23 protein-coding genes are annotated in these 25,328 nt (G+C 71.4%); 4 read left to right on the forward strand and 19 right to left on the reverse strand.

What is annotated here, in order from left to right; all coding sequences use genetic code 11:
- Positions 1-77 precede the first annotated feature (77 nt).
- The 3 genes from aspS to ACQPY0_RS45520 are packed head-to-tail and all read right to left on the reverse strand — an operon-like array spanning position 78 to position 3,952.
- Positions 78-1,898 carry an aspartate--tRNA ligase gene (aspS, locus tag ACQPY0_RS45510; protein WP_432975536.1) on the reverse strand — a complete coding sequence of 607 codons (1,821 nt, stop codon included), beginning with the start codon at positions 1,896-1,898 and terminating at the stop codon, positions 78-80.
- Positions 1,899-1,939: 41 nt separating this feature from the next.
- Positions 1,940-3,265, reverse strand: a complete 1,326-nt coding sequence (hisS, locus tag ACQPY0_RS45515; protein ID WP_432975539.1) for a histidine--tRNA ligase — start codon at positions 3,263-3,265, stop codon at positions 1,940-1,942.
- A gap of 6 nt (positions 3,266-3,271) precedes the next feature.
- Positions 3,272-3,952 (reverse strand): MBL fold metallo-hydrolase, encoded by a 681-nt coding sequence (locus tag ACQPY0_RS45520; RefSeq protein ID WP_432975542.1) that lies wholly within the window; start codon positions 3,950-3,952, stop codon positions 3,272-3,274.
- A gap of 206 nt (positions 3,953-4,158) precedes the next feature.
- Between ACQPY0_RS45520 and ACQPY0_RS45525 the strand changes: the two genes are divergently transcribed.
- Together ACQPY0_RS45525 and ACQPY0_RS45530 are read left to right on the forward strand one after the other, a co-directional pair.
- Positions 4,159-5,073: a peptidylprolyl isomerase gene (locus tag ACQPY0_RS45525; protein ID WP_432975545.1), complete on the forward strand. Its 915-nt coding sequence runs from the start codon at positions 4,159-4,161 to the stop codon at positions 5,071-5,073.
- A gap of 37 nt (positions 5,074-5,110) precedes the next feature.
- Entirely contained in the window at positions 5,111-5,980 is an 870-nt protein-coding gene (locus ACQPY0_RS45530; RefSeq protein WP_432975548.1) for a peptidylprolyl isomerase, read from the forward strand.
- 58 nt (positions 5,981-6,038) lie between these two features.
- On the opposite strand, the gene ACQPY0_RS45535 is transcribed toward ACQPY0_RS45530, so the two are convergent.
- The 9 genes from ACQPY0_RS45535 to ruvC form a co-directional block, all read right to left on the reverse strand.
- Positions 6,039-6,203: a hypothetical protein gene (locus ACQPY0_RS45535; protein ID WP_432975551.1), complete on the reverse strand. Its 165-nt coding sequence runs from the start codon at positions 6,201-6,203 to the stop codon at positions 6,039-6,041.
- A gap of 42 nt (positions 6,204-6,245) precedes the next feature.
- On the reverse strand, positions 6,246-8,855 hold the full coding sequence (locus ACQPY0_RS45540; RefSeq protein WP_432975553.1) for a RelA/SpoT family protein: 2,610 nt from the start codon (positions 8,853-8,855) through the stop codon (positions 6,246-6,248).
- A gap of 44 nt (positions 8,856-8,899) precedes the next feature.
- Positions 8,900-9,424 carry an adenine phosphoribosyltransferase gene (locus ACQPY0_RS45545; protein ID WP_432975556.1) on the reverse strand — a complete coding sequence of 175 codons (525 nt, stop codon included), beginning with the start codon at positions 9,422-9,424 and terminating at the stop codon, positions 8,900-8,902.
- A 79-nt stretch (positions 9,425-9,503) separates the two neighbouring features.
- On the reverse strand, positions 9,504-10,667 hold the full coding sequence (secF, locus tag ACQPY0_RS45550) for a protein translocase subunit SecF (RefSeq protein WP_432975559.1): 1,164 nt from the start codon (positions 10,665-10,667) through the stop codon (positions 9,504-9,506).
- A gap of 2 nt (positions 10,668-10,669) precedes the next feature.
- Entirely contained in the window at positions 10,670-12,475 is a 1,806-nt protein-coding gene (gene secD / locus ACQPY0_RS45555) for a protein translocase subunit SecD (protein ID WP_432975562.1), read from the reverse strand.
- A 79-nt stretch (positions 12,476-12,554) separates the two neighbouring features.
- Complete coding sequence (gene yajC / locus ACQPY0_RS45560) at positions 12,555-12,902, reverse strand: preprotein translocase subunit YajC (protein WP_432975565.1); 348 nt, start codon at positions 12,900-12,902, stop codon at positions 12,555-12,557.
- 168 nt (positions 12,903-13,070) lie between these two features.
- Positions 13,071-14,135 carry a Holliday junction branch migration DNA helicase RuvB gene (gene ruvB / locus ACQPY0_RS45565; protein WP_432975568.1) on the reverse strand — a complete coding sequence of 355 codons (1,065 nt, stop codon included), beginning with the start codon at positions 14,133-14,135 and terminating at the stop codon, positions 13,071-13,073.
- Positions 14,132-14,740, reverse strand: a complete 609-nt coding sequence (ruvA, locus tag ACQPY0_RS45570; protein ID WP_432975571.1) for a Holliday junction branch migration protein RuvA — start codon at positions 14,738-14,740, stop codon at positions 14,132-14,134. The genes ruvB and ruvA overlap by 4 nt, the downstream gene beginning before the upstream one ends.
- Positions 14,737-15,249, reverse strand: coding sequence for a crossover junction endodeoxyribonuclease RuvC (ruvC, locus tag ACQPY0_RS45575; RefSeq protein WP_432975574.1), 513 nt, complete (start codon positions 15,247-15,249; stop codon positions 14,737-14,739). The genes ruvA and ruvC overlap by 4 nt, the downstream gene beginning before the upstream one ends.
- A gap of 141 nt (positions 15,250-15,390) precedes the next feature.
- Between ruvC and ACQPY0_RS45580 the strand changes: the two genes are divergently transcribed.
- Both ACQPY0_RS45580 and ACQPY0_RS45585 read left to right on the forward strand, forming a co-directional pair.
- Positions 15,391-16,188 (forward strand): 3-hydroxybutyrate dehydrogenase, encoded by a 798-nt coding sequence (locus ACQPY0_RS45580; protein WP_432975577.1) that lies wholly within the window; start codon positions 15,391-15,393, stop codon positions 16,186-16,188.
- 11 nt (positions 16,189-16,199) lie between these two features.
- Positions 16,200-18,092, forward strand: coding sequence for a helix-turn-helix domain-containing protein (locus ACQPY0_RS45585; protein WP_432995641.1), 1,893 nt, complete (start codon positions 16,200-16,202; stop codon positions 18,090-18,092).
- 126 nt (positions 18,093-18,218) lie between these two features.
- On the opposite strand, the gene ACQPY0_RS45590 is transcribed toward ACQPY0_RS45585, so the two are convergent.
- From ACQPY0_RS45590 to ACQPY0_RS45620, 7 genes are all read right to left on the reverse strand, one after another.
- Entirely contained in the window at positions 18,219-18,830 is a 612-nt protein-coding gene (locus tag ACQPY0_RS45590; protein WP_432975580.1) for a TetR/AcrR family transcriptional regulator, read from the reverse strand.
- Positions 18,831-18,887: 57 nt separating this feature from the next.
- Positions 18,888-20,492, reverse strand: a complete 1,605-nt coding sequence (locus ACQPY0_RS45595; protein ID WP_432975583.1) for an MFS transporter — start codon at positions 20,490-20,492, stop codon at positions 18,888-18,890.
- A 109-nt stretch (positions 20,493-20,601) separates the two neighbouring features.
- Positions 20,602-21,522, reverse strand: coding sequence for a branched-chain amino acid ABC transporter permease (locus ACQPY0_RS45600; protein ID WP_432975586.1), 921 nt, complete (start codon positions 21,520-21,522; stop codon positions 20,602-20,604).
- The gene (locus ACQPY0_RS45605) at positions 21,519-22,391 is read right to left on the reverse strand and encodes a branched-chain amino acid ABC transporter permease (protein WP_432975589.1); all 873 of its coding nucleotides are present in this window, start codon (positions 22,389-22,391) and stop codon (positions 21,519-21,521) included. The genes ACQPY0_RS45600 and ACQPY0_RS45605 overlap by 4 nt, the downstream gene beginning before the upstream one ends.
- A 6-nt stretch (positions 22,392-22,397) precedes the next feature.
- Positions 22,398-23,639, reverse strand: a complete 1,242-nt coding sequence (locus tag ACQPY0_RS45610; protein WP_432975592.1) for an ABC transporter substrate-binding protein — start codon at positions 23,637-23,639, stop codon at positions 22,398-22,400.
- Positions 23,640-23,654: 15 nt separating this feature from the next.
- Positions 23,655-24,380 (reverse strand): ABC transporter ATP-binding protein, encoded by a 726-nt coding sequence (locus ACQPY0_RS45615; protein WP_432975595.1) that lies wholly within the window; start codon positions 24,378-24,380, stop codon positions 23,655-23,657.
- Positions 24,367-25,125 (reverse strand): ABC transporter ATP-binding protein, encoded by a 759-nt coding sequence (locus tag ACQPY0_RS45620; RefSeq protein WP_432975598.1) that lies wholly within the window; start codon positions 25,123-25,125, stop codon positions 24,367-24,369. The genes ACQPY0_RS45615 and ACQPY0_RS45620 overlap by 14 nt, the downstream gene beginning before the upstream one ends.
- Positions 25,126-25,328: the final 203 nt, after the last annotated feature.

Genomic DNA, 25,328 nt, shown 5'->3' on the forward strand with positions numbered 1-25,328 from the left:
CGGAAGAGCCCTCGCCGTCACCAGATGGTTGAACCTCAAACAAGCCGTCCACGGCCCCCGACCCTACAGGCCGGGGATCAGTTCGAACGCTCGACCGGAACCTTGACGTCGGCCGGGATCGGGGCCTTCGGCTTGGCGTCGACGCCGGCCTCGGCGCGCTGCTCGGCGGTGATCGGCGTCGGCGCGCCGGTCAGCGGGTCGTAGCCGCCACCCGTCTTCGGGAAGGCGATGACCTCGCGGATCGAGTCCGCGCCGGCCAGCAGCATGCAGATGCGGTCCCAGCCGAAGGCGATGCCGGCGTGCGGCGGCGGGCCGTACTTGAACGCCTCGAGCAGGAAGCCGAACTTGTCCGCGGCGTCCTCGGGCGTGATGCCGAGCATGTCGAAGACGCGCCGCTGCACGTCCCCGCGGTGGATACGGACGGAGCCGCCGCCGATCTCGTTGCCGTTGCAGACGATGTCGTACGCATACGCCAGCGCCTCCCCCGGAGCCTCCTCGAACCGGTCGATCCAGTCCCGGTTGGGTGAGGTGAACGGGTGGTGCACGGCCGTCCAGCCCTTCGCGCCGCCCCCGGTTCCGCCGGCCTCCGGGTCGGTGGGCTCGAACATCGGCGCGTCGACGATCCAGCAGAACGCCCACGCGCTCTCGTCCACGAGCTTGGCGCGCTTGGCGATCTCGATGCGGGCGGCGCCGAGCAGCTCCTGGGCCTCGCGCCGCTCGGTGGAGGCGGCGAAGAACACCGCGTCGCCGGGCTTGGCGCCGACCGCGTCGGCGAGGCCGCCCAGGTGCTCGGCGGAGAGGTTCTTCGCGACCGGGCCGCGGGCCTCGCCGGTGTCGGCGTCGAGGACGACGTACGCCAGGCCCTTGGCACCGCGCGCCTTGGCCCAGTCCTGCCAGCCGTCGAGCTCCTTGCGGGTCTGCGCGGCACCGCCGGGCATCACGACCGCGCCGACGTAGCCGCCCGCGTCGATCGCGCCGGCGAAGACGCGGAACTCGGTGCCGCGCAGGTACTCCGTCAGCTCGGTCAGCTCGACCGAGTAGCGCAGGTCCGGCTTGTCGGAGCCGTAGCGCGCCATGGCCTCGTGCCAGGTCAGGTGCGGGATGTCGCCCACGATCTCGTGGCCGGCGAGGTCCGACCACAGTGCCCGGACGATCGACTCACCGAGCTCGATGATGTCCTCCTGGGTCACGAAGGACATCTCGATGTCGAGCTGGGTGAACTCCGGCTGGCGGTCGGCCCGGAAGCCCTCGTCGCGGTAGCAGCGGGCGATCTGGTAGTAGCGCTCCAGGCCGCCGACCATGAGCAGCTGCTTGAACAGCTGCGGCGACTGGGGCAGCGCATACCAGGTGCCGGGCTGCAGCCGGACCGGCACCAGGAAGTCGCGGGCGCCCTCCGGGGTCGAGCGGGTCAGCGTCGGGGTCTCGACCTCGACGAAGTCGCGCCCGGCGAGCAGGTTGCGGGCGATCTGGTTGGCCCGGCTGCGCAGCTTCATGGCCCGGTGCGGGCCGGAGCGGCGCAGGTCGAGGTAGCGGTAGTGGTAGCGCACGTCGTCGCTGGCGGCCTCGTCGTCGATCGGCAGCGGCAGCGGCGCGGCCTCCGAGAGCACCTCGAGGCTGGTGGCGACGACCTCGATCTCGCCGGTGGGCAGGTCGGGGTTCTCGTTGCCGGCGGGACGGGCGCGCACCTCGCCGGTGACGAGCACGCAGTACTCGTTGCGCAGCGCGTGCGCGGCCTGCATCTCTTCCCGGAAGACCACCTGGACCACACCGGAGGCGTCGCGCAGGTCGACGAAGATGACCCCGCCGTGGTCGCGGCGGCGGGCCACCCAGCCGGCCAGCGTCACGGTCGTTCCGGCGTCGGCGCCACGCAGGGTGCCGGACTCATGGGATCGGATCACAAGATCTCCTTCGGCGAACTACGCAAGACGGCCCTATTCTTTCACTGCAGGGTCGGCGCCATGTCCGCGGCCGGGGGGTTCCACTCAGCGCTCACCGCGGCCACCTGCTCGCCGGAGCGGATGTCCTTGACCTGATCGCCGCCCTCCGCCGAGGCGCTGGCCGGGAACCAGACGTAGGGGATCCCCCGCCGCTCCGCGTAGCGAATCTGCTTGCCCAGCTTCGCCGGCACGGGCGCGACCTCGGTGGCGATGCCCCGGGCGCGCAGGTCGGCGGCGATGCGGTTGCTGGTCGCGCGCTCCTCTTCGCTCCACAGCGCGACGAGCACCGCGGTCGGCGTCGGGCGGCTGACGGCCAGCTGCCCGGCGTCGAAGAGCAGCCCCAGCAGCCGGGAGACGCCGATGGAGATGCCGACGCCGGGGAAGACGTCCTTGCCGGCACTGGCCAGGTTGTCGTAGCGGCCGCCGGAGCAGATCGAGCCGTACTGCTCGAAGCCGGCCAGTTCCGTCTCGTACACGGTGCCGGTGTAGTAGTCCAGGCCCCGGGCGATCTTCAGCGTGGCCTCGACCAGCCCCGGGGCGTGCTCGCGGGCGGTCTCGACGACGGCGGTGAGCTCGGCGATGCCCTCCTCCAGCAGCGGGTGCTCGACGCCGAGGGCGCGCACGGCGTCGGCGAAGGAGGCGTCCTGGGCCCGGATCTCGGCCAGCGCCAGGCAGGCCTTGGCCTGGGACTCGGTGCCGCCGGCCACGACGATCTGCTCCGCGACGGCGTTCGGGCCGATCTTGTCCAGCTTGTCGACTATCCTGAGGATTTCCTCCGGTTCGGCCAGGCCGAGGCCGCGGTAGAAGCCTTCGCAGAGCTTGCGGTTGTTGACCATGATCCGGACCGGCGGAATCGGCAGCGAGCGCAGCGCGTCGCCGATGACCAGCGGGATCTCGGCCTCATAGTGGGGCGGGAGGGTGTCGCGGTCGACGATGTCGATGTCGGCCTGCAGGAACTCGCGGTAGCGTCCGGCCTGTGGCTTCTCGCCCCGCCACACCTTCTGGATCTGGTACCGCCGGAAGGGAAACTGCAACTTTCCGGCATTTTCAAGCACATAGCGGGCGAACGGAACGGTCAGGTCGAAGTGCAACCCCAGCGTCTGCTCCTCTTCGCCTTCCCCTGCCTGGAGGCGGCGCAGCGTGTACACCTCCTTGGAGGTCTCACCCTTGCGCAGCAGCTGGTCCAGCGGCTCGACCGCCCGGGTCTGCAGCGACGAGAAGCCGTAGAGCTCGAAGATACGGCGCAGCCGGTCGAGGACCTGCTGCTCGGCGATGCGCTGCGCGGGCAGCCACTCGGGGAAGCCGGACAGCGGCGTGGGTCGGGTCATGGGTCTCTACCAGCCTTTACGCGGCGCCTCGAGCGCCTCACGGAGATAAGGGTTGCGGGCCCGCTCACGCCCGATGGTCGTCTCGGGGCCGTGTCCGGGCAGCACGATCGTCTCGTCGGGCAGCGTGAGCACCTTGTCCCGCAGGCTCGCCATCATCTGCGCCATGCTGCCGCCCGGCAGGTCGGTGCGGCCGATCGAGTCGCGGAAGAGCACGTCGCCGGAGAAGCACAGCCGCTCGTCGCCGTCGCCGCGGAACATCACCGAGCCGCGGGTGTGCCCCGGCGCGTGGTCGACGGTCAGCTCCAGCCCGGCGATCTTGAGCACCAGGCCGTCCTCCAGCGGCGCCACGTCCTCGGGCTCGCTCCAGGACAGCCGCCCGCCGAACAGCGCCGTGAGGTCGGCGCTGAGGCCCTTGGCCGGGTCGGCGAGCATCTCGGTGTCGTCCGGGTGGATGTACGCGGTGATGCCCCGCGCGCCGCAGACCGGGGTCACGGAGAACGTATGGTCGAGGTGACCATGGGTGAGCAGCACCGCCGCGGGCTGGAGCCGGTGCTCGGCGAGCACCTCGTCCAGCCGGTCCGTCACCCCGATCCCGGGGTCGATGACCACGCACTGCTCGCCGGGCGCGGGGGCCACGACGAAGCAGTTGGTCCCGAACGCCTCGGCGGGGAATCCGGCAACGAGCACGGGGGGCGCTCCTCCCTGTCGATGTCCCGACGACGACCGGCTGCGCTGGTTGCCAACAAAGCACAGCGGGCAGCACGTAGACCCTATCCGGAGGTCAGGCACAGCGAACCGTGACCGGGCGGCGACCCGCATTCCGGGTTCTACCCGTACACTCTGGCGGGCGTGTGACGTGGCACCCAAATGTATTTTCCTGGAGGGGAGCACCGGTGGCTTCCAGTAAGAGCCGGCAGCGCGCTCTGGCGCGGGCCAAGACCGAGCGGCAGATCGCCCGGAGGGCAGCCGCGGCGCGGCGACGCCGCCAGTGGCAGGCGGGCATCGGCACTGCCGTGGTGCTCGCGTTGCTGGTCGTGGTCGTGGTCTGGAAGACCGGCGGTTTCTCTCCCGCCCCGGCCAAGGCCGAGGACTGTGCGTACACCAGCGTAGACGCCGGCAGCGGCGTGACCGACGTCGGCAAGCCCCCGACGACGGACGTGGTCAAGAACGGCGTCAAGACGATGACGATCGCGCTCGGCCAGGGCACGGTCACCGCCAAGCTCGACCCGAGCAAGGCGCCGTGCACCGTGAACAGCTTCACGTACCTGGCGGGCAAGAAGTTCTTCGACAACACCACGTGCCACCGCCTCACCGACGCCATCCTGCAGTGCGGCGACCCGTCCCAGACCGGCAGCGGCGGCCCGGCGTACCGCTTCCCGAACGAGAACGTGCCCTCGCCGACCGCCCCGTCGAGCGACCCGAGCGCCTCGGCGCCCGCGGACGCCCCGGCCACGGGCAACGCCCTGTATCCCGCCGGCACCCTGGCCATGGCGCACTCCTCGCAGCCGGACAGCAACAGCAGCCAGTTCTTCCTGGTCTTCAAGGACGTGCAGTACCCGGCCGACTACACGGTCTTCGGCACGATCACCGGCGGCCTCGACGTGCTGCAGAAGATCGGCGCCGCGGGCAACGACGGCTCCAACCAGGCCGGCGGCGGCAAGCCCAACCAGGAGGTGAAGATCAGCTCGCTGACCGTCACCGACACCGCTCCGCCGCAGGCCGAGCCGGTCCCCACGACCAGCGCGTCGGCCGACGCCTCGGCGTCCGCCTCGAGCGCCCCTTCGGCCAGCTCGTCCAGCAAGTCGTGATGTCCACCCCATCCCTGTTGAGCAAGGAGTACCGACCGTGACCACCAACCGGGACCGTCAGCGCGCCGCGGCGCGTGCGCGGCTGGAGCGGGAGATGGCCGATCGCGCCGAGCAGTCCCGGCTCCGGCGCCGTAGGAACACGACGATCGCCGCCGGGGCGGGCGCCCTGATCGTGGTGCTCGCCGCGGCCTGGGTGGTGGTCGCCCTGACCAGCGACGGCGACAAGAAGGAGCAGGCCGGCGCCGACCCGTCGTCCTCGGCCTCCCCGACCAGCTGCGTGTGGCACCCGGTGGTCGACCCGAGCGCCAGCGCCTCCCCCGACCCGGAGCTGGCGAAGAACACCAAGGACGTGGGCAAGCCCCCGGCCTCCGGCGAGGCCCGCACGGGCACCCAGACGATGACCCTGGACACGAGCGTCGGCACGATCAAGATCGAGGTCGACACCGCCCACGCCCCGTGCACCGCGGAAAGTTTCACGTATCTGGCGAGCAAGAAGTTCTTCGACGACTCGACCTGCCACCGCCTGGTCCTGCAGAGCATCTACGTCCTGCAGTGCGGCGACCCGTTCGCCACGGGCTTCGGCGGCCCGTCCTACCGCTACGCGGAGGAGAACCTCCCGACCGGCAAGCGCCCGGCCTACGGCGAGGGTGTGGTCGCGATGGCGAACAACGGCCAGCCGGCGTCGACGGGCAGCCAGTTCTTCATCGTGTACAAGGACATCGAGCAGCTGGACCCGAACTACACGGTCATCGGCAAGGTGACCGAGGGCCTGGATCTGATCAAGAAGGTCGCGGAGGCCGGCGTGGTCCCCGAGGCCAGCGGCGACCCGTCCGCCGCGCCGAGCGAGGGCAAGCCGAAGACCGAGGTGCGCATCAAGACCCTGACGATGAGCGCCCCGACCCCGTAGTCCAGCTCAAAGCCCGTAACGAGGGCCGCCCACCGACCCGGTGGGCGGCCCTCGCCCGTTACTCGAACGGGTCCGCGGACACCATGCGGGCCGCCAACTCGACGGCCTCGTCGTGCCGGCCCTCCTCGGCCAGCACCACCGCAACCGCCATGACGTCGAGCGGCCTGTCGTGCGACCACAGCAGCCACGGCCACCACCAGGCCGACGACGACAGCGCCGCCACTGCGCTCAGCGGCAGCGCGCGGCACCAGCCACAAAAGGGGGATCAGGCGCCGGAGGTCACCCGGTAGGCGTCGTAGACGCCGTCGATGCGGCGGACCGCGGCCAGCAGGTGGTTGAGGTGCTTCGGGTCGGCCATCTCGAAGCTGAAGCGGCTGATCGCCACCCGGTCGCGGGTCGTGGTCACCGTCGCCGAGAGGATGTTGACCTTCTCGTCGGACAGGACGCGGGTGACGTCGGCCAGGAGCTTGTGGCGGTCCAGGGCCTCGACCTGGATGGCGACCAGGAACGTCGAGGCGCTGGTCGGCTTCCAGCTGACCTCCAGGACTCGCTCCGGCTGCTCCTTGAGGTCCGCGGCGTTGGCGCAGTCGTCGCGGTGGACGCTCACGCCGCCGGAGCGGGTCACGAAGCCGAAGACCGCGTCGCCCGGGACCGGGGTGCAGCAGCGGGCCAGCTTGATCCACACGTCGTCGACGCCGCGGACCTCGACGCCGGGGTCGGTGGCGGCGGTGCGGGCGCGGGCCGGGCGGGTCGGGATCGCGGTCTCGGCGATGTCCTCGACCGCGCCCTCCTCGCCGCCGTAGCCCTGCACGAGGCGCTGGACGATCGACTGGGCCGAGGCCTGGCCGTCGCCGACGGCGGCGTAGAGGGCGGCCACGTCGGCCAGGTGCAGCTCGCGGGCGATCGTCATCAGCGACTCGGACGTGAGCAGGCGCTGCAGCGGCAGGCCCTGCTTGCGCATCGCCTTGACGATCGCCTCCTTGCCGGCCTCGATCGCCTCCTCGCGGCGCTCCTTGTTGAAGTATTGCCGGATCTTCGTGCGGGCCCGGGGGCTCTTGACGAAGCCCAGCCAGTCCTGCGTCGGCCCGGCGGTCTCCGACTTCGAGGTGAAGATCTCGATGACGTCGCCGTTGGACAGCGTGCTCTCCAGCGGCACGAGCTTGCCGTTGACGCGCGCGCCGATGCACTTGTGGCCGACCTCGGTGTGCACGGCGTAGGCGAAGTCGACCGGGGTCGAGCCGGTGGGCAGCGCGATCACGTCGCCCTTCGGCGTGAAGACGTACACCTCCTGGCTGGACAGGTCGAAGCGCAGCGCGTCGAGGAACTCGCTGGGGTCGCTCGCCTCGCGCTGCCAGTCCAGCAGCTGCCGCAGCCACGTCATCTCGTCGATGTGCGCGGGCGGCCCGGCGATCGTGGCGTTCTTCGTCTCCTTGTAACGCCAGTGCGCCGCGATGCCATACTCCGCCGTGCGGTGCATCGCGTAGGTGCGGATCTGCAGCTCGACCGGCTTGCCGGTGGGTCCGATGACCGTCGTGTGCAGCGACTGGTACATGTTGAACTTCGGCATGGCGATGTAGTCCTTGAACCGGCCCGGCACGGGCTGCCAGTTCGCGTGGATCACGCCGAGGGCCGCGTAGCAGTCGCGGACGGTGTCGACCAGGATGCGCACGCCGACCAGGTCGTAGATGTCGCCGAAGTCGCGGCCCCGGACGATCATCTTCTGGTAGACGGAGTACAGGTGCTTCGGCCGGCCGGTGACCTCCGACTTGATCTTGGCGGCCTTGAGGTCGTTGGCGACCTTCTGGGTCACGGTGCGCAGCAGCGAGTCACGCTGCGGCGTGTGCTCGGCGATGAGCCGGCTGATCTCGTCGAAGCGCTTGGGGAACAGCGTGCGGAACGCCAGGTCCTCCAGCTCCCACTTGATCGTGTTCATGCCCAGCCGGTGCGCGAGCGGCGCCAGGATCTCCAGGGTCTCCTTGGCCTTCTGCTCCTGCTTGGGGCGGGGCAGGAAGGTCAGGGTGCGCATGTTGTGCAGCCGGTCGGCCAGCTTGATCACCAGCACCCGCGGGTCCTTGGCCATCGCCACGACCATCTTGCGGATCGTCTCGGCCTTCGCCGCGTCGCCGAGCTTGACCTTGTCGAGCTTGGTGACGCCGTCGACCAGCAGCGTGACCTCGCCGCCGAAGTCGACCTGCATGCGCTCGATCGTGTATTCGGTGTCCTCGATCGTGTCGTGCAGCAGCGCGGCCACCAGGGTGGTGGTGTCCATGCCCAGGTCGGCGAGGATCGTGGCCACGGCGAGCGGGTGGGTGATGTAGGGGTCGCCGGACTTGCGGTATTGCCCCTTGTGGAAGTGCTCCGCCATGTCGTAGGCGCGCTGCAGCAACCGCACGTCGGCCTTGGGGTGGCTCGCCTTGTGCTGGGCGATCAGCGGCTCCAGCACCTCGCTGACCGAGGGGCTCTGCCAGGGCGCGTTAAACCGCGCCAGGCGGGCCCGCACCCGGCGGCCGGTCGGCGCGGCGCCCACGAACCCCGCCACGGCGCCGGTAACCCCGCCGGCGGCGTCGGTGAGATCCTCGGTGTCCTCGCCGAGGATCTCCTCCGGCGTGCGTCGCTGGGGCTGCTGGTCGCTCGCGCGGCGCTGGGGCGTGCTCGGCGGCGTGGGGAACTGCAGCACCACGCCGCCGGCCTCCGCCGTCTCCGGCGCGGTCGCGTCGCGGACATCGCGCGGTTCAGTCGCCTTTGCGGGGCGTGCGCCTTCATCCTGCACGTGGTCGACCGTACCCTCAATGGGGGGTGCGATGTCGCCGGTCACCGGCCGCTCCTCATCGCCGACAACGTTCCGAACCGCAAGCTTACCCGTCCCCACCGACATTTCTCCTCATCAGAACGCCCGGTAAGCGACTCGGAAAGCGCCCCTCAGACGGTCAACAGGGCATGAACCGGACGTCCCGTCAGCCGCTCCCGCCCCTTGAGGAACGACAGCTCCAGCACCACGCTGAAGCCGCTGACCAGCCCGCCGGCCCGCTCGACGAGACTCAGGGTCGCCTCGGCGGTGCCGCCGGTGGCCAGGACGTCGTCGACGACGAGGACCCGCTCCCCCGCCATGAACGCGTCGGCGTGGACCTCCAGGGTCGCCTCGCCGTACTCCAGCGCGTAGGTCGCCGCGACGGTCGTGCGGGGCAGCTTGCCGGCCTTGCGCACGGGGACGACGCCCTTGCCCGTGGCGTAGGCGATCGCGGCGGCGATCACGAAGCCACGCGCCTCGATGCCGGCCACGACGTCGAAGCTGTCCGCGCCCTGCTCGGCCACGATGGCGTCGACGGCCGCGGCGAACGACGGGCCGTCGGCGAACAGCGGCATGAGGTCCTTGAACATGATCCCCGGCTTCGGGAAGTCGGGCACGTCGAGGACCTTGCTCGCGACGAGGTCGGCGATCTCCACCGGGGGCTCCTAACAAAAAGATCAACGGGCGCCGCGACCGCGGCGCCCGTTGATTTTTGCAGTCGCAGAACGAGAAGAACTACCGGCGTCCCCCGGCCCCGGGGCGACCGCCGGCCCGCGGGCGCTTGCCCTGGCCGGGCCGCGCCGACGGGCGGGCACCGGGGCGCGGCGCCGCACCGGCCAGCTCGGAGCGCTCGACGCTCTTGGCCGCGCCGCCGATCGGCACGCCGTCGGAGTCGCGGGCCGGGTTCGCCGCCCGGGCCGCCGCCTCCTTGGCCTGCGCCGCGCGCTTGTTGAGCACCCGGTTGGCGTGCTGCTGCAGGCGCGGCTCGCGGCTCTTGAGCTCGGCGAGCACCGGCGTGGCGAAGAAGATCGACGAGTACACCGCGACACCCATACCGATGAACAGCACCAGGCCGAGGTCCTTCAGCGTGCCGGCACCCAGCAGGCCGGCGCCGATGAAGAGCAGGCCGCCGACCGGCAGCAGCGCCACCAGGCCGGTGTTGATGGAGCGCATCAGGGTCTGGTTGACCGCCAGGTTGGCCGCCTCGGAGTAGGTCGAGGTGCTGGAGCCGGTGATGCCCCGGGTGTTCTCCTGCACCTTGTCGAAGACCACGACGACGTCGTACAGCGCGAAGCCGAGAATCGTCAGGAAGCCGATGACGGTCGACGGGGTGACCTCGAAGCCGACGAGCGAATACACGCCGCCGGTCAGCACCAGGTCCAGCAGCAGGGAGGCGATGGCCGCGACGGCCATCCGCCACTCGAAGCGCGCGATCAGGTAGACCAGCACCGCGGCGAGGAAGATCGCGAGGCTCAGCGCCGCCTTGCTGGTGACCTGGCCGCCCCACGAGGTGCTCACCGCGCTGTCGCTGATCTGCGCCGCGTCGATGTTGAAGTGCTTGGCGACCGAGTCCTTGATCTCGGTCTGCCGGGCGGCGTCGGTGATCAGCTCGGTCTTGATGATGTACTGGCTGTCGCCCACGGTCTGCCCGGTCTTGACCGACACGCCGGCGTCGCCGAACGCCTTCTCGACCTCGTCGAGCGTGCCGACCTTCACGGGGATGTTGTACTGGTTGCCGCCCTCGAACTCGATGCCGAGCGTGAAGCCGCGGACCAGCATGCTCGCGATAGCGATGACGATCGCGATGCCGGCGACGGTGAACCACAGCTTGCGGCGGCCGACGATGTCGACGCCGGCCTCACCGCGGTAGAGCCGGGCTGCGATGCCACTGGCGCTCATCGTCAGGCCTCCTTCGGGCGGTTACGACGGCTGGTGGGCGCCGCGTCGGTGTTGGAACGCTGCTCGAGCACGCGGCCGAGGCCACTGACCCTCGGTGACAAGAATGCCTTGCTGCGGGCGAAGAGCGTCATGATCGGATGGCGGAACAGGAACACGACCACGAGGTCGAGGATCGTCGCCACGCCCAGGGCGAAGGCGAAGCCCTTCACCGAGCCGATCGACACGAAGTACAGGATCGCGGCCGCGAGCAGCGTGATCGTGTTCGCCGAGATGATCGTGCGGCGAGCCCGGACCCAGGCGCGCGGCACGGCGCTGCGCGGACTCCGGCCGTCGTGGATCTCGTCCTTGAGGCGTTCGAAGTAGATGACGAACGAGTCAGCCGCCACACCGAGCGAGACGATGAACCCGGCGAAGCCGGCGAGGCTCAGCGTGAAGCCGATCCAGCGGCCCAGCAGGATCAGCGACATGAAGACCAGCACGCCGGACAGCACCAGGCTGAGCATGATGACCGCGCCGAGCAGCCGGTAGTAGAAGAACGAGTAGAGCACGACCAGCAGCATGCCGATGCCGGCGGCCAGCAGGCCCGCCTCCAGGTGGGAGCTGCCCAGGGTGGCGGAGATGCTCTGCGCGTCCTGCGAGGTGAACGACAGCGGCAGGGCACCGTATTGCAGCTGGCTGGCCAGCAGCTGGGCCTCGGCCTTGGTGAAGGTGCCGCTGATCTCGGCGTCGCCCGGGATGACGTTCTGGATCGTCGGGGCCGAGACCACCTCGTTGTCGAGCACGACGGCGACCTGCTTGCTGTCCTGGCCGTTGTTGTAGGCCTCGCGGGTCAGGTCCGTCCAGCGGTTCTGCCCGGCGCTGTGGAAGGACAGGTTGACCGTCCACTTGCCGTTCTGCGAGTTGATGCCCGAGTCCGCGCTCGACACGTCGGTGCCCAGCACCTTGGCCACGTCGAGCTGGTACTTCACGCCCGGCCCGCACGCGACGGCCGGCTCCTCGGCCTTGCTGATCGAGCCGACCGGCCGGTGGTTGAGCTTGTCGCAGGTGACGTAGGGGATGTTGTACTGCATCGACGCCGGCAGCACCGCGACCTCGGCCGGGCTCAGGTCCTTGAAGCCCTTGTACGCCTGGGCCTTGGCGGCGTCCTGGGTGAGGTCGACCGGCGCCTGCTCGGCGAGCGCGGCCGCCCAGACGTCGGCGCCGAGCTTCTTCTGCACCGCGGCCCGCTGCGTGGCGGTGTCCGGGGCGAGCGACTCCGACGGTGCGGCCGAGGCGTCCCCGGCCGCGGCGGCCGAGCCCGACGGCGTGGCCGACGGGGTCGCGGACGGCGTGCCCGACGGCGACGCGGGGGCCGAGCCCGACGGGGTGGGGGAGGCGGACGGCGAGGCCGACGGGTCGGTCGCGCCGGTGTCGCCGGTCTGGCCCAGCACCTTGCGGAAGCGCAGCTCCGCGGTCTGACCGATCTGCTTGAGCCGGTCGTCGCTCTTGCCCGGCAGGGAGACGACGATGTTGTTGCTGCCCTCGACCACGACCTCGGCCTCGGCGACGCCCAGGCCGTTGACCCGCTGGTCGATGATGCGCCGGGCGGTCTCCATCTGGTCCTGGGTGGGCGGCTTGTTGCCCTCCAGGTTCTGGGCCTGCAGCGTGACCGTCGTCCCGCCGATCAGATCAAGGCCGAGCTTGGGCTCGAGCCGGTCGCGCCAACCACCGCTGCCGCCGAACCACACGAGGGCGGCGAGCACGATGAAGATGGCGGCAAGCACGGCGAGCTGGCGGCTCGGGCGCATCGGTGCCTGAGGTTGTGCCACGGCTGTCGGGTCTCCCTACATGACGCCGGCGGAGTCCGCGCGGCGTGAATGTTTCACATAGCGGGTGCGAACGGGGCTTTCAGTCGGCGTCCGTGGTCCCGGTGGACTCCTCGTCGGAGGCGGAGTCGTCCTCGACGGCCGCCTTCTTGTTCACCTTGCCGATGGCAGCGCGGGCGTACTTGGCGGTGACACCCGGCGCGATCTCCAGCAGAACGGTGTCGTCCTCGATCCCGGCGACGATGCCGTAGAGCCCGCCGACCGTCACGACCTCGTCACCGATCCCCATCGCGGACTGCATGTTCTCGACCTCGCGGCGCCGCTTCTGCTGGGGCCGGATCATGAGGAAGTACACGAAGGCGGCGAAGGCGACGACAACAAGAAGCGGGAGCGCCGAGCTGCCGCCCGAGGTCTCCGCGGCGTAATACACGATTGGTGCCTTCCCGGTTGATGTGTCAGACGTCCGCGCAGCGGATCGCGGCGAGTCTAGTCGGTGTGTCGGAAACCACGTAGCCCGGCATCCGCACTATGCCCAGTCTGGCTCGATCCGTTCCGAGACATCGATTCAGAGTAGGCGCCGATCACGACAGGCTGGGAGCTACGGCTCCAAACTGAACAGATCGGGCGTTTGGGACAAGCCACCCGTGGCTTTTCCGCCCCCGACGGTACCAGCGGGGGCTGGAATTCCCAGATGTCGCCATGCGCTCGCCGTGGCGATCCGGCCACGGGGGGTGCGCGCCAGGAGCCCCGATCGCAGCAGGAACGGCTCGCACACCTCCTCGACCGTGTCGGGCTGCTCACCGACGGCCACCGCCAGGGTCGACAGGCCGACCGGCCCCCCGCCCTGGCGCACCAGGGCCAGCAGCACGGCCCGGTCGAGCCGGTCGAGGCCGAGCTCGTCGACGTCGTACACCCGCAGGGCGGCCCGCGCGGCGGCGACGTCCACGACCCCGTCCGCCCGCACCTCCGCGTAGTCGCGCACCCGCCGCAGCAGGCGGTTGGCGATCCGGGGCGTGCCGCGGGAGCGCCGCCCGATCTCCACCGCCCCGTCCTCGGTGATCGGCACGTCCAGAATGCGGGCCGAGCGCGCGATGATCTGCTCGAGCTCCTCGGGGTCGTAGAAGTCCAGCTGGCCGACGAAGCCGAAGCGGTCCCGCATCGGGCCGGTGAGCAGGCCGCTGCGGGTCGTGGCGCCGACCAGCGTGAACGGCTCCACGTCGAGCGGGATCGCGGTCGCGCCGGGGCCCTTGCCGACCACGACGTCGACGCGGAAGTCCTCCATGGCGCTGTAGAGCAGCTCCTCGGCCGGCCGCGCCATGCGGTGGATCTCGTCGATGAACAGCACGTCGCCGTGGGTGAGGCTGGTCAGCACCGCGGCCAGGTCACCCGCCCGCTCGATGGCCGGGCCGCTGGTCAACCGCAGCCCGGCGCCGAGCTCGGCGGCGACGATCATGGCCATGGTCGTCTTGCCCAGCCCCGGCGGGCCGGACAGCAGGATGTGGTCGGGCGGGCTGCCGCGGCGCAGGGCGCTGCGCAGCAGCAGGTCGAGCTGCTCGCGGACCCGGTGCTGCCCGATCAGCTCGGCGAGGCGCTTGGGCCGCACCGACTGGTCGGCGACCGTGTCCTCGTCGGAGGCGAACGCACTGACCAGCGGATCCGTCATCGAATCGTGCCCAGCATCCGGATCGCCTGCTTGAGCAGAACCGGCACGGGCGGGGCGCTCTGCCCGTCGAGCTGCTCGGCGACCGCCGCCACCGCCTGGTCGGCCTGCTTGTCGTTCCAGCCGAGCCCGACCAGCGCCTGGCGGACCTGCTCGGGCCAGACCGCGCCCGCCCCGACGCCGGCCAGCGGGGCGCCGTCGCCGGGCAGCGCGCCGATCTTGTCGCGCAGCTCCAGCACCAGCCGCTCGGCGCCCTTCTTGCCGATACCCGGCACCCGGGTCAGCGTGGAGGTGTCGCCGGCCGAGATCGCCCGCCGGACCACCTCCGGGGTGTGCACGGCCAGCACCGCCTGGGCCAGCCGCGGCCCGACCCCGGTGGCCGTCTGCAGCAGCTCGAAGAGTTGCTTGGCGTCCTCGTCGGCGAAGCCGTAGAGCGTCAGGGAGTCCTCGCGCACCACCAGCGAGGTGGCCAGCCGGGCCTCGTGCCCCACCCGCAGGTCCGCCAGGGTGTGCGGGGAGCACTGTACGGCCAGGCCCACCCCGCCGACCTCGATCACCGCACCGTCGGGCGACACCGTCGCCACCCTCCCGCGAACGCTCGCGATCACCGCGTCCTCCTCATCGCCGCGCTGATGCGCTCCCGCGCACCGCCTCGCCACACGTGACAGATGGCCAAGGCTAAGGCGTCGGCGGCGTCGGCCGGGCGAGGCGCGACCTCCAGCCGCAGCAATCGGGTCACCATCGCCGTCACCTGGGCCTTGTCGGCCTGGCCGTTGCCGCTGACCGCGGCCTTGACCTCGCTGGGCGTGTAGAGCTGCACGGAGAGCCCGGCCCGCGCGGCCGCGAGGATCGCCACCGCCCCGGCCTGGGCGGTGCCCATGACCGTGCGCACGTTGTGCTGGCTGAACACCCGCTCGACCGCGACGCTCTCCGGCCGGTGCTCGGCGACGAGCGCGGTGAGCCGCTCGTCGAGGTTGAGCAGGCGCAGCGCCAGGTCGGTGTCGGGGTCGCTGCGGACGACCTCGTAGTGCACCAGCCGGCACGGGCGCCCCGGGGACCCCTCGACGACCCCGACGCCGCACCGGGTCAGGCCCGGGTCGACCCCCAGCACGCGCACCGCCGCTCCCCTCAAACGTGTGTTCGACAGCTTAGCCGACCGCCGGGCCGGCCCGGCCGACCGACACACACATCGAGTGGGCCGAAGGTATGTGGTCCACCCCCATGGGACGGCGGCGCGAAGGCTCGTACGTTTCCGCCCATGACGACGCCACACCCCGTTTCCCCGCAGCCGGTGGTCGCCCTGGACCTGCGGGGCCGCACCGCGATGGTCACCGGGGCCGGCAGTGGCATCGGCCGCAGCGTCGCCGCGCGGCTGGCCGCCGCCGGCGCGCGCGTGGTGGCGCTCGACCGCGACACGGAGCCGCTCGAGTCCCTGGCCAAAGAGCACCCGGATGTCGTACCCCTGGTGGCCGACCTGTCCGACGCCGAGAATCTGGATGCGGCCCTGGCCGGTCACCTCGACATCGACGTGCTGGTCAACAACGCCGGGCTGCAGCACGTGGCCGCGCTGGAGGAGTTCCCGCCGGAGCGCTTCGCCTACATCCAGGCCGTCATGGTCGAGGCGCCGTTCCGGCTGGTGCGGGCCGTGCTTCCGCACATGTACGCGGGCGGCTGGGGGCGGATCGTCAACATCTCCTCCGTGCACGGGCTGCGCGCCTCGCCGTTCAAGGCCGCGTACGTCACCGCCAAGCACGCCCTGGAGGGCCTGTCGAAGACCGTCGCGCTGGAGGGCGCCCCGCACGGCGTGACGGCCAACTGCATCAACCCCGCGTACGTGCGCACCCCGCTGGTGGAGAACCAGATCATCGACCAGGCCCGCACCCACGGCATCGACGAGTCCGAGGTCGTGGAGAAGATCATGCTGACCAGCGCCGCGATCAAGCGCCTCATCGAGCCGGCCGAGGTCGCCGAACTCGTCGCCTACCTGTGCACCGACGTCGCGGGGTTCATCACCGGCACTTCGCTGTCGATCGACGGCGGCTGGACCGCACACTAGGGCTTGTGACGATGCTTCCGTACCTCGAGCTGCTGGCCCGCGAGGCGGCCGCCGTGGAGTTCGAGGGCCCGCTCGTCGCCGCCCGCAGCGCCGGCCTGCCGCCGGAGCGCATCGCCGAGCTCGAGCAGGCCAAGCTCGTCGCCCTGCGCGTGCGGGCCCTGCTGGAGCGCCGCCGGCGCCGCGAGGAGGAGCTGTCCGGCCTCTTCGACACTGCCAGCGACCTGGCGGGCCTGCGCGACGTCGACGCCGTGCTCGCCGCGATCGTCCACCGGGCGCGCACGCTGCTCGGGGCGGACGTGGCGTACCTGACGCTCACCGACGAGGAGCGCGGCGACACCTACATGCGCGTCACCGACGGGTCGATCTCGGCCCGGTTCCAGGCCCTGCGCCTGCCCATGGGCTCGGGGCTGGGCGGGCTGGTGGCGCAGACCGGCAGCCCGTACGTGACCGCCGACTACCCGCGCGACGCCCGCTTCCACCACACCGGCGACATCGACGCCGGCGTGGGCGAGGAGGGCCTGGTGGCGATCCTCGGGGTGCCGCTGCGGCTCGGCTCGCGCATCATCGGCGTGCTGTACGCGGCCAACCGCTCCGCCCGCCCCTTCGCCCGCGAGGAGGTGTCGCTGCTGGTCTCCCTGGCCGCCAACGCCGCGGTCGCGATCGACACCGCCCGCCTGCTCGGCGAGACGAGGGCCGCGCTGGAGGAACTCTCGGCCGCCAACGGCGTCATCCGGGCCCACAGCGACTCCGTCGAGCGCGCCGCGGCCGCCCACGACCGCATGACCGCCCTGGTCCTGCGCGGCGCCGGCGTCGAGGACGTGGCCGCGGTCGTGGTCGAGGTCCTGGACGGCTCGCTGCTGGTCCTCGACGCCGAGAACCGCACCCTGGCACTGGTCGGCGAGCTGGCCCCGCCGGACCCGAGCGCGATCGCCGAGGCCCTGGCCGCCTCCCGCACCGAGGGCCGCAGCGTCCACCGCGGCGAGCTGTGGGTCGCCGCGGTCGTCGCCGGCGCGGAGAACCTGGGGGCCCTGGTCTTCCGCCCCGGCGGCCCGCTCGTCGACGCCGACCAGCGCATCCTGGAGCGCGCGGCCGTGGTGACGGCGCTGCTGCAGCTGTTCCGCCGTACGGTCGCGGACGCCGAGGGCCGGGTCCGCGGAGAGCTCCTCGACGACGTCATCACCCGCCCGGTCCGCGACGCCGACGCCCTGCGCGCGCGGGCCAAGCGCCTGGGCGTAGACTTGGACGCCCCGAACGTCGTGGTCGCCGTCGGCGCGGACGTGCTGACCGCCGGCTCGACCCGCCAGCGCGCGGTGTCGTGGGCCCAGACGTACGCGCAGAGCCGCGGTGGCCTGGCCGCGGCCCGCGACGGTCACGTGGTGCTGCTGCTGCCGGGCGACGCTCCCGGCGCCGCGGCCCGCCTGGTCGCCCGCGACCTGGGCAAGCTGCTCGGCCGCTCGGTGACGGCCGGCGCCGGCGGCCCGGCCACGGCCCCGGAGGCGATCGCGCCGGCCTACCGCGACGCCGACCGGTGCGTGACGGCCCTGACGGCCCTGGGCCGCACCGGCACCGGCGCGAGCACCGCGGAGCTGGGCTTCGTGGGCCTCCTGCTGGGCTCGGCCCCGGACGGCCGCGACCACGACGTGCGCACGTTCCTGACCGCCACGATCGGCCCCGTGCTCGACTACGACGCCCGCCGCGGCACCGCGCTGGTCAAGACACTGGAGGCGTACTTCGGCGTGGGCGGCAGCCTGGCCCGGGCCGCCGAGCTCCTGCACGTCCACGTCAACACGGTGACCCAGCGCCTGGAGCGCATCGCGCAGCTGCTGGGCCCGGACTGGCAGAAGCCCGAACGCGCCCTGGAGGTCCAGCTGGCGCTGCGCCTGCACCGCCTCCAGTCCCCCTGAGCTGCTGCGACCGGCCGCCGGCGGCGGCCGGTCGTCCGATGTCCCGGGCCGGGGCCACGCGCTGAACGCTCCGGCCCGGCTGCGCCTTGGCGGGCGCGGCCGGGCCGTTGTGGCGCGGTGGGAGCGTCAGGCGCCGGCGCCGCGGAGGACGAAGTCGACCAGGTTCTCCGCGAAGTTCTCGTCCGGCACGTTGAGATTCCAACGGAGCATGTTCTGGGCCAGCGTCGGGCTCGACAGCACGAGCAGGGTCATCTCCACGTCCAGGTCCGCGCGCAGCTCGCCCGTGGCGATGCCGCGGCGCAGCACCGCGCGCATCATCTCGCGGCGGGGCTCCACCACGCCCTGGTAGACGCGGGTCATCTCCGAGCTCTTGAACAGCTCCGGGAGCAGGCAGGCGGTGACCTTGCCGTAGTGCTCCATGCGCTTGTTGCGCATCGCGGCGATCAGCGTGACCAGGTCGTCGCGCACCGACTCGCCGCGTAGCTCCGGGCCGGGGCCCTTCATCGCCAGCACGGCGTCGATGAGCAGCGCCTCCTTGTTGGGCCAGCGGCGGTAGATCGTCGCCTTGCCAACACCGGCCTTGGCCGCGACCGCCTCGATCGAGATGGCGTCCGCGCTCTGGCCGGAGCTGAGCAGCTCGAACACCGCCTCGACGATCGCCTCGTCGACCCGGGCGCTGCGGGGCCGGCCAGGACCCTTCCGGTCCTGGTCAGGCGCCGCGTCCACGCTGAGCGTCATGGTTTCCATTGTTACCGAGGTTTCACACCGAAGCTACCCACCGGTTTCCTCCGCCTCTCAGTCGCCGACCGTCACCAGCTCCACGCCCTGCTCCTCCGCCAGGCCCTCGGCGCTGGTCGGGGCGGGCGCGTCCGCCGGGCGCTTGCTGGGCAGCCACACCAGGGCGACGACGGCACCGAGGATCGCGAAGATCGCCGAGCCGATGGCCGCGCCGTGCATGGCGGTGAGGAAGGCGTCGTTGGCGTGCTGGATCAGCGCCGGCCCGGCGGACCCGACGTGCGGCGCCACCCCGTACGCACCGGAGATCGACTCGTCGGCGGCGGTGCGCGCCGCGGCCGGCAGGTCGGTCGTGGCCGACTCGATGTGGTCGCGGTACACGGAGGAGATGACGGCCCCGAGGGCGGCCACGCCGAGGGCGCCGCCGACCTGACGGATGGTGTTGCTGACGGCCGATCCGACGCCGGCCTTCTCGCGGGGAAGCGCGGACATGATCGCCTCCGTCGCGGGCGGCATCACGTTGGCCATGCCGACGCCCATGACGAAGAACAGCGCACCAACGATCCAGATCGGCGTGTCGGCCTGGATGAACATCCACGCGGACAGGCCCGCCGCGACGAGCAGCAGGCCGACGGTGCCGACGGCCTTGGGCCCGAAGCGCTTGACCATGGCGGCGCTGCGCGGGGCGAAGACCATCTGGGCGACCGCGAAGGGCACGAACAGGGCGCCGGAGGCGAGCGGGCCGTAGCCGCGGACCAGCTGCAGGTAGAAGGCGCTGATGAACATGATGCCCATGGCCGCGAAGAAGACCAGGCCGATCATGCTTGTCGAGGCGCTGAACTGGCGGTTGGCGAAGAGCCGCACGTCCAGGGACGGGAACTCGATGCGCCGCTCGTAGATCGCGAAGGCGGCCAGGACGACCACGGACGCGACCAGGGTGCCCCACGCCTGCGGCTTGCCGAAGCCGTGGTCGCCGCCCTCGATCACGCCGTACGTCAGCAGGGTGAGGCCGATGATCGACAGCAGCACGCCGACGACGTCGATGCGGCCCGGCTTCGGGTCGCGCGACTCGGGGATGAGCGTGTTGACCAGGATCAGGCCCACGACCACGATCGGCACGTTGATCAGGAAGACCGAGCCCCACCAGAAGTGCTCCAGCAGCAGGCCGCCGACGATCGGGCCGATCGCGACGCCCAGGCCGACGGCGCCGGCCCACACGCCGATGGCGCGGCCGCGCTCACGCGGGTCGAAGACGTTGGCGATGATCGACAGGGTCGAGGGCATGACCGCCGCGGCGCCGAGGCCCATCAGGGCGCGGGCCCAGATCAGCTGGTCGGCCGAGCCGGAGTACGCCGAGACGAGCGACGCGATGCCGAACAACGCCAGACCCACGGTGAGCATGATGCGGCGGCCGAGCCGGTCGGCCATGATGCCGGCGGTGAAGAGCAGGCCGGCGAAGACCAGCGTGTAGGAGTTGATCGCCCACTCGAGCTGGCTCTGGGACGCGCCCAGGCCGTGCTGCGGGTCGGCGATGGTGCGCATGGCGACGTTGAGGACGGTGTTGTCCAGCACGACCACGAGCAGGCTGATGACGAGCACGCCGAGGATCGCCCAGCGGCGGGGATGTCCGGTGTTGGGTGTTGCTTGTCGGGTGGCTGCGTCCACGGTGTTGCTCCCCCTGGTCGGAACGCTTTTACGATACGGAACAGTTCCGTATCAACCTAACGACCACGGCGGCGATACGGAACCGTCTCGTATTGAAAAGTGCCTCCGATCACACCCGTCGCCATCGGCGGAATAAATCCGCGGCGCTGCCCCACAGGCCGCGGCGGAACAGCAGCACCACCAGCACGAAGATCCCCCCGGTCACCAGCCCCACCAGGTCGAAGCCGGCCTGGGAGAGCTGGTCCTCCAGGTTGACCACGAGCCCCGCGCCGAGAACGCCGCCCCACAGCGTGCCGATGCCGCCCAGCACGACCAGGACCACGCCCTTGCCCGAGGTCGTCCAGTGCACGACGTCGAGGGAGACGAAGCCGTGCGCGACCGCGAACAGGCCGCCGCCGAGCCCGGCGAGGAACGCCGAGAGGACGAAGGCGAGCAGCTTGTACCGCGCGGCCGCGTACCCCAGCGCCCGCGCCCGGTTCGCGTTGTCCCGCACCGCGACCAGCACCCGGCCGAACGGCGAGTGCACGATCCGCCAGGCCAGCAGCAGGCCCAGCGCCGCGACCGGCAGCGCCGCGTAGTAGAAGTAGTACGGGTCCGAAAGATCCAGCCCGAGCAGCTCGCGCGGCACGCTCTGCAGGCCGTTCTCGCCGCCGGTGACCGACGACCACGCGTTGGCCACGTAGTAGATCATCTGGGCGAACGCCAGCGTGACCATCGCGAAGTAGATGCCCGTGCGGCGCACCGCGAGCCAGCCGATCGGCACCGCGAGCGCGGCCGCGGTCAGCGCCCCGCCGAGCACCGCGACCGGGAACGGCGCCCCGAGCCGGGCCGCGATCAGCCCGGCCGTGTACGCCGAGGTGCCCCAGAAGGCGGCGTGGCCGAACGACAGCAGCCCGCCGTAGCCCAGCAGCAGGTCGATCGCGATCGCGAACAGCGCCCAGCAGAGCATGTCCACCGCCACCGCCGGGTAGATCCCGTTGGGCAGCCAGAGCGCGACGGCCGCACCCGCGGCCAGTAGTGCCCACTTCACGCCGAGCCCTCCTGTCTGCCGAACAGCCCGGCCGGGCGCACCAGCAGCACCAGCGCCATGACCAGGAAGATGAGTGTCTGGGCCAGCAGCGGCGGGGCGTACGCCTCGCTCCACGCCTGCAGCAGGCCGATGCCGAACCCGGCGGCCACCGAGCCGAAGACCGAGCCGAGGCCGCCGATGACCACGACCGCGAAGACGCCGATGATGAGATCGCCGCCCATGAGCGGGTTGACCGCCCGCACCGGCGCGGCCAGCACGCCGGCCAGCGCCGCGAGGGCCACCCCGGCGCCGAACACCGGCCCGATCCACCGCCCGACGTCGATGCCCAGCGCCCGGGTCAGCTCCGGCCGCTCGATGCCGGCCCGCACCACCATGCCGACCCGGGTGCGCGCCAGCAGCCACCACACCAGCGCGCACAGCGCCAGCGCGACGGCGAGGACGAAGACGCGGTACGCCGGAAAGTCGAACGCCCCGAGGTCGAGCGTCCCGCGCAGCCCGGCCGGCGCGTCGTAGGGCTTGGACTGGGTGCCGTAGCGGGACTTCACGGCGTCCTGCAGGATCAGCGTCAGGCCGAAGGTGAGCAGGAAGTTGTACAGCGGGTCCAGTGCCGACAGCCGCCGCACGACCGTGCGCTCCAGCGCCATGCCCAGCAGCCCGAGCGCGACCGGCACCACCGCCAGGGCGACCCAGAAGGAGAGCCCGGCCGAGTCGAGCAGGAAGAAGGCACCGACCGCACCGAGCATGTAGAACGCCCCGTGCGCGAAGTTGACCACCCGCAGCATGCCGAAGATGACGGCCAGGCCGAGGGCGAGCAGCGCGTAGAAGCCGCCCCCGACCAGACCGTTGACCGTGTGCGTGAGCAGACCCATCGCGGATCAGAGCCGGCAGTCCGGCGACGGGGCGCGGAAGGCCTCCTGGGCCGGGATCGTCTTGACGATCTGCTCGTAGTCCCACGCCTCCTTGACCTCGGAGCTCGGCTTGACCTTCGCCAGGTACGCGTCGTGCAGCACCCGGTGGTCGGCCGCCCGGAACTCGCCGCCCCGCAGGAAGAAGTCGTCGACCTTGCGGCCTTCCAGCTGCTTGACGACCGCGTCGGCGTCGTCGGTGCCGGCCGCCTGGACGGCCTCGAGGTACTGCGTCGCCGCGGAGTAGTTGGCCGCGTGGGCGAACGTGGGGCGCTGCCCGCCGGTGCGTGCGGCGAACTTGTCGGCCCACGCGCGGTTGCGCTCGTCGAAGTTCCAGTACCACGCGTCGGTGAACGTGGTGCCCGCCAGGGCGTCCGGCGTCAGCGAGTGGATGTCGGTGAGGAACATGAGGCCCACGGCGAGCCCGATGCCCTTGTCCTTGAGCTTGAACTCGTTGTACTGCTTGACGAGGTTCACCAGGTCGGCGCCCGCCTGCATGGTGCCCAGCACGTCCGGCTTCGGGTTCAGCGTCGGCGCCTTGAGCAGGAACGTGGAGAAGTTGTCGTTCGGAAACGGCGTCGGGTCGCTGGCCACGACCGTGCCGCCGCCCTTGGTGACCGCCGCGGCGAAGGACTTCTGCATGTCCTGACCGAAGGCGTAGTCGGGGTAGACGATGTACCAGTTCTTGGCGCCGGCGACGGTGGCCGCGGTGCCGGTGCCGTTGGCGAGCATCGCCGTGTCGTAGGCGTAGTGGAACGTGTACTTGTTGCAGGACTTGCCGGTCAGGTCCGTGGTGGCACCGGAGATGTTGAAGTACAACTTCTTCGCCTGCTTGGCGACGTCGGCGACCTTCAGCGCGGCCGAGGACGTCGGCACGTCGAGGATCGCGTCGACGCCGAGGCGGTCGTACATCTCGCTCGCGCGGGTGTTGGCGACGTCGGGCTTGTTCTGGTGGTCCGCGGACTCCACGGTGATGTTCTTGGTGATCGCCCGGTCGCCGTACTTGGCCTTGAAGTCCTCGATGGCCATCTGCACGGCCACGACGGAGTTCTTGCCGGACAGCTGGGCGTAGACGCCGGACTGGTCGTTGAGCACGCCCAGCACGATCTTGTCGCCGGTGAGACCGCCGCCGCCGGACGTGCGGGGACCACCGCCGCCGCAGCCGGCGAGCAGGACGCACAGGGCGGCGCCGATGGCGAGGGATTGCTTCATCAGGTGTACCTCCGGTCAGATGCCGAGGAGCGCGAGGAACTCGTCCTCGCGGGAGCGCACGTCGGCGTTGTCGAACGTGCCGGCGATGCGCCCCTCGGCGAGCAGGTAGTGGCGGTCGGCAACGGTGGTGGCGAAGCGCAGGTTCTGCTCGACGAGCAGGATGGTGACGCCGTGGTCGCGGGCGCGGCGCAGGATCTCGCCGACCCGCCGTACCAGCAGCGGCGAGAGGCCCTCGGTGGGCTCGTCGCACAGCAGCAGGGTGGCGCCCATGCGCAGCACCCGGGCGAGGGCGAGCATCTGCTGCTCGCCCCCGGAGAGCCGGGTGGCCGGGCTGGCGCGCCGCTCGTGGAGGTTCGGGAAGGCCTCGTGGATCTCCTCGAGGCTCCACGGCCGCGGCCCGACCACCGGCGGCAGCGCCAGGTGCTCGGCGACGCTGAGCGTGGCGTACGCGCCCCGGTCGTCGGGCACCCAGCCCAGCCCGGCGCGGGCGCGGGCGTGCGCCGGCCAGCGGGAGATGTCGGCTGCGGGCCGCTTCGCGGAGACCGATTCGGACCGGCCGCCGAGCTCGACCGTCCCCGACTGCCCGGCGTGCAGCCCCATGACGCAGCGCAGGAGCGTGGTCTTGCCGGCGCCGTTGCGCCCGCACAGGGTGACGACCTCGCCCTCGGCCACCTGCAGGCCGACGTCGCGCAGCACGTGCGCCTCGCCGTACCAGGCGGACAAGCCCTCAATGCGCAACATCGGCGCTGCCCAGGTAGGCCTCGACGACGCGCTCGTCGGCGCGCACCTGCTCGTAGGAGCCCTCGGCCAGGACACGACCGGCCTGCAGGACGGTCACCCGGTCCGCGAGCCGGCCGACGACGCTCATATTGTGCTCGACGAGCACCACGGTCCGCCCGTCGCGGACCTGCGCGATCAGCTCGACGGTCCGCTCGACGTCCTCGACCCCCATGCCGGCGGTCGGCTCGTCCAGCAGCAGCACCTTCGGGTCGAGGGCGAGCGCGATCGCCAGCTCCAGGGCCCGCTTGCGCCCGTAGGCGAGGCTGCCCGCGGCGTCCTGCGCCGCCCCGGCGAGCCCGACCCGCTCCAGCAGTTCCCCGGCGCGCTCGCGGAAGCGCCGCAGCGGCCGTTCGGAGCGCCAGAAGGCCCAGCCGAGCGACGTGCCGCCCTGCAGGGCCAGCTCGACATGGGCCCGCACGGTCTGCTGCGGGAAGAGGCTCGCGATCTGGAAGGAGCGGGCCATCCCGAGGCGGGCGATCCGCTCGGGGGCCAGCCCGGTGATGTCGCGCCCCTCGAGCTCGATGCGGCCGGCGCTCGGTGCGAGGAACCCGGTCAGCAGGTTGAACAGCGTCGTCTTGCCGGCCCCGTTGGGCCCGACGAGCGCATGAACGCGGCCGGCTGCGAAGTCCAGGTCGACCTCGTCGACGGCGCGGAATCCCCGGAAATCGCGCGTGAGCCCGCGCGCGGTGAGCGCGGAACCGTCCATGTGGGACACACCCCCCTCTGGCGGTTGAAGGTGACGGCCGCCACAAGGTATGGCCGCCCTCCCCCGCGTCACTACGGAGCCGATCCACACATTTACCTCTGTGCTTATGTCTCGCCCGGATACTGGTTGAAACACCAAGAATCCGGGCAGCAGGCTGCCCGGATTCTTGGGATGCGTCGGATTCTTTGGGATGCTTCGGACGG

This window comes from Dactylosporangium sp. CA-233914, from assembly GCF_050942935.1.
Classification (GTDB): domain Bacteria; phylum Actinomycetota; class Actinomycetes; order Mycobacteriales; family Micromonosporaceae; genus Dactylosporangium.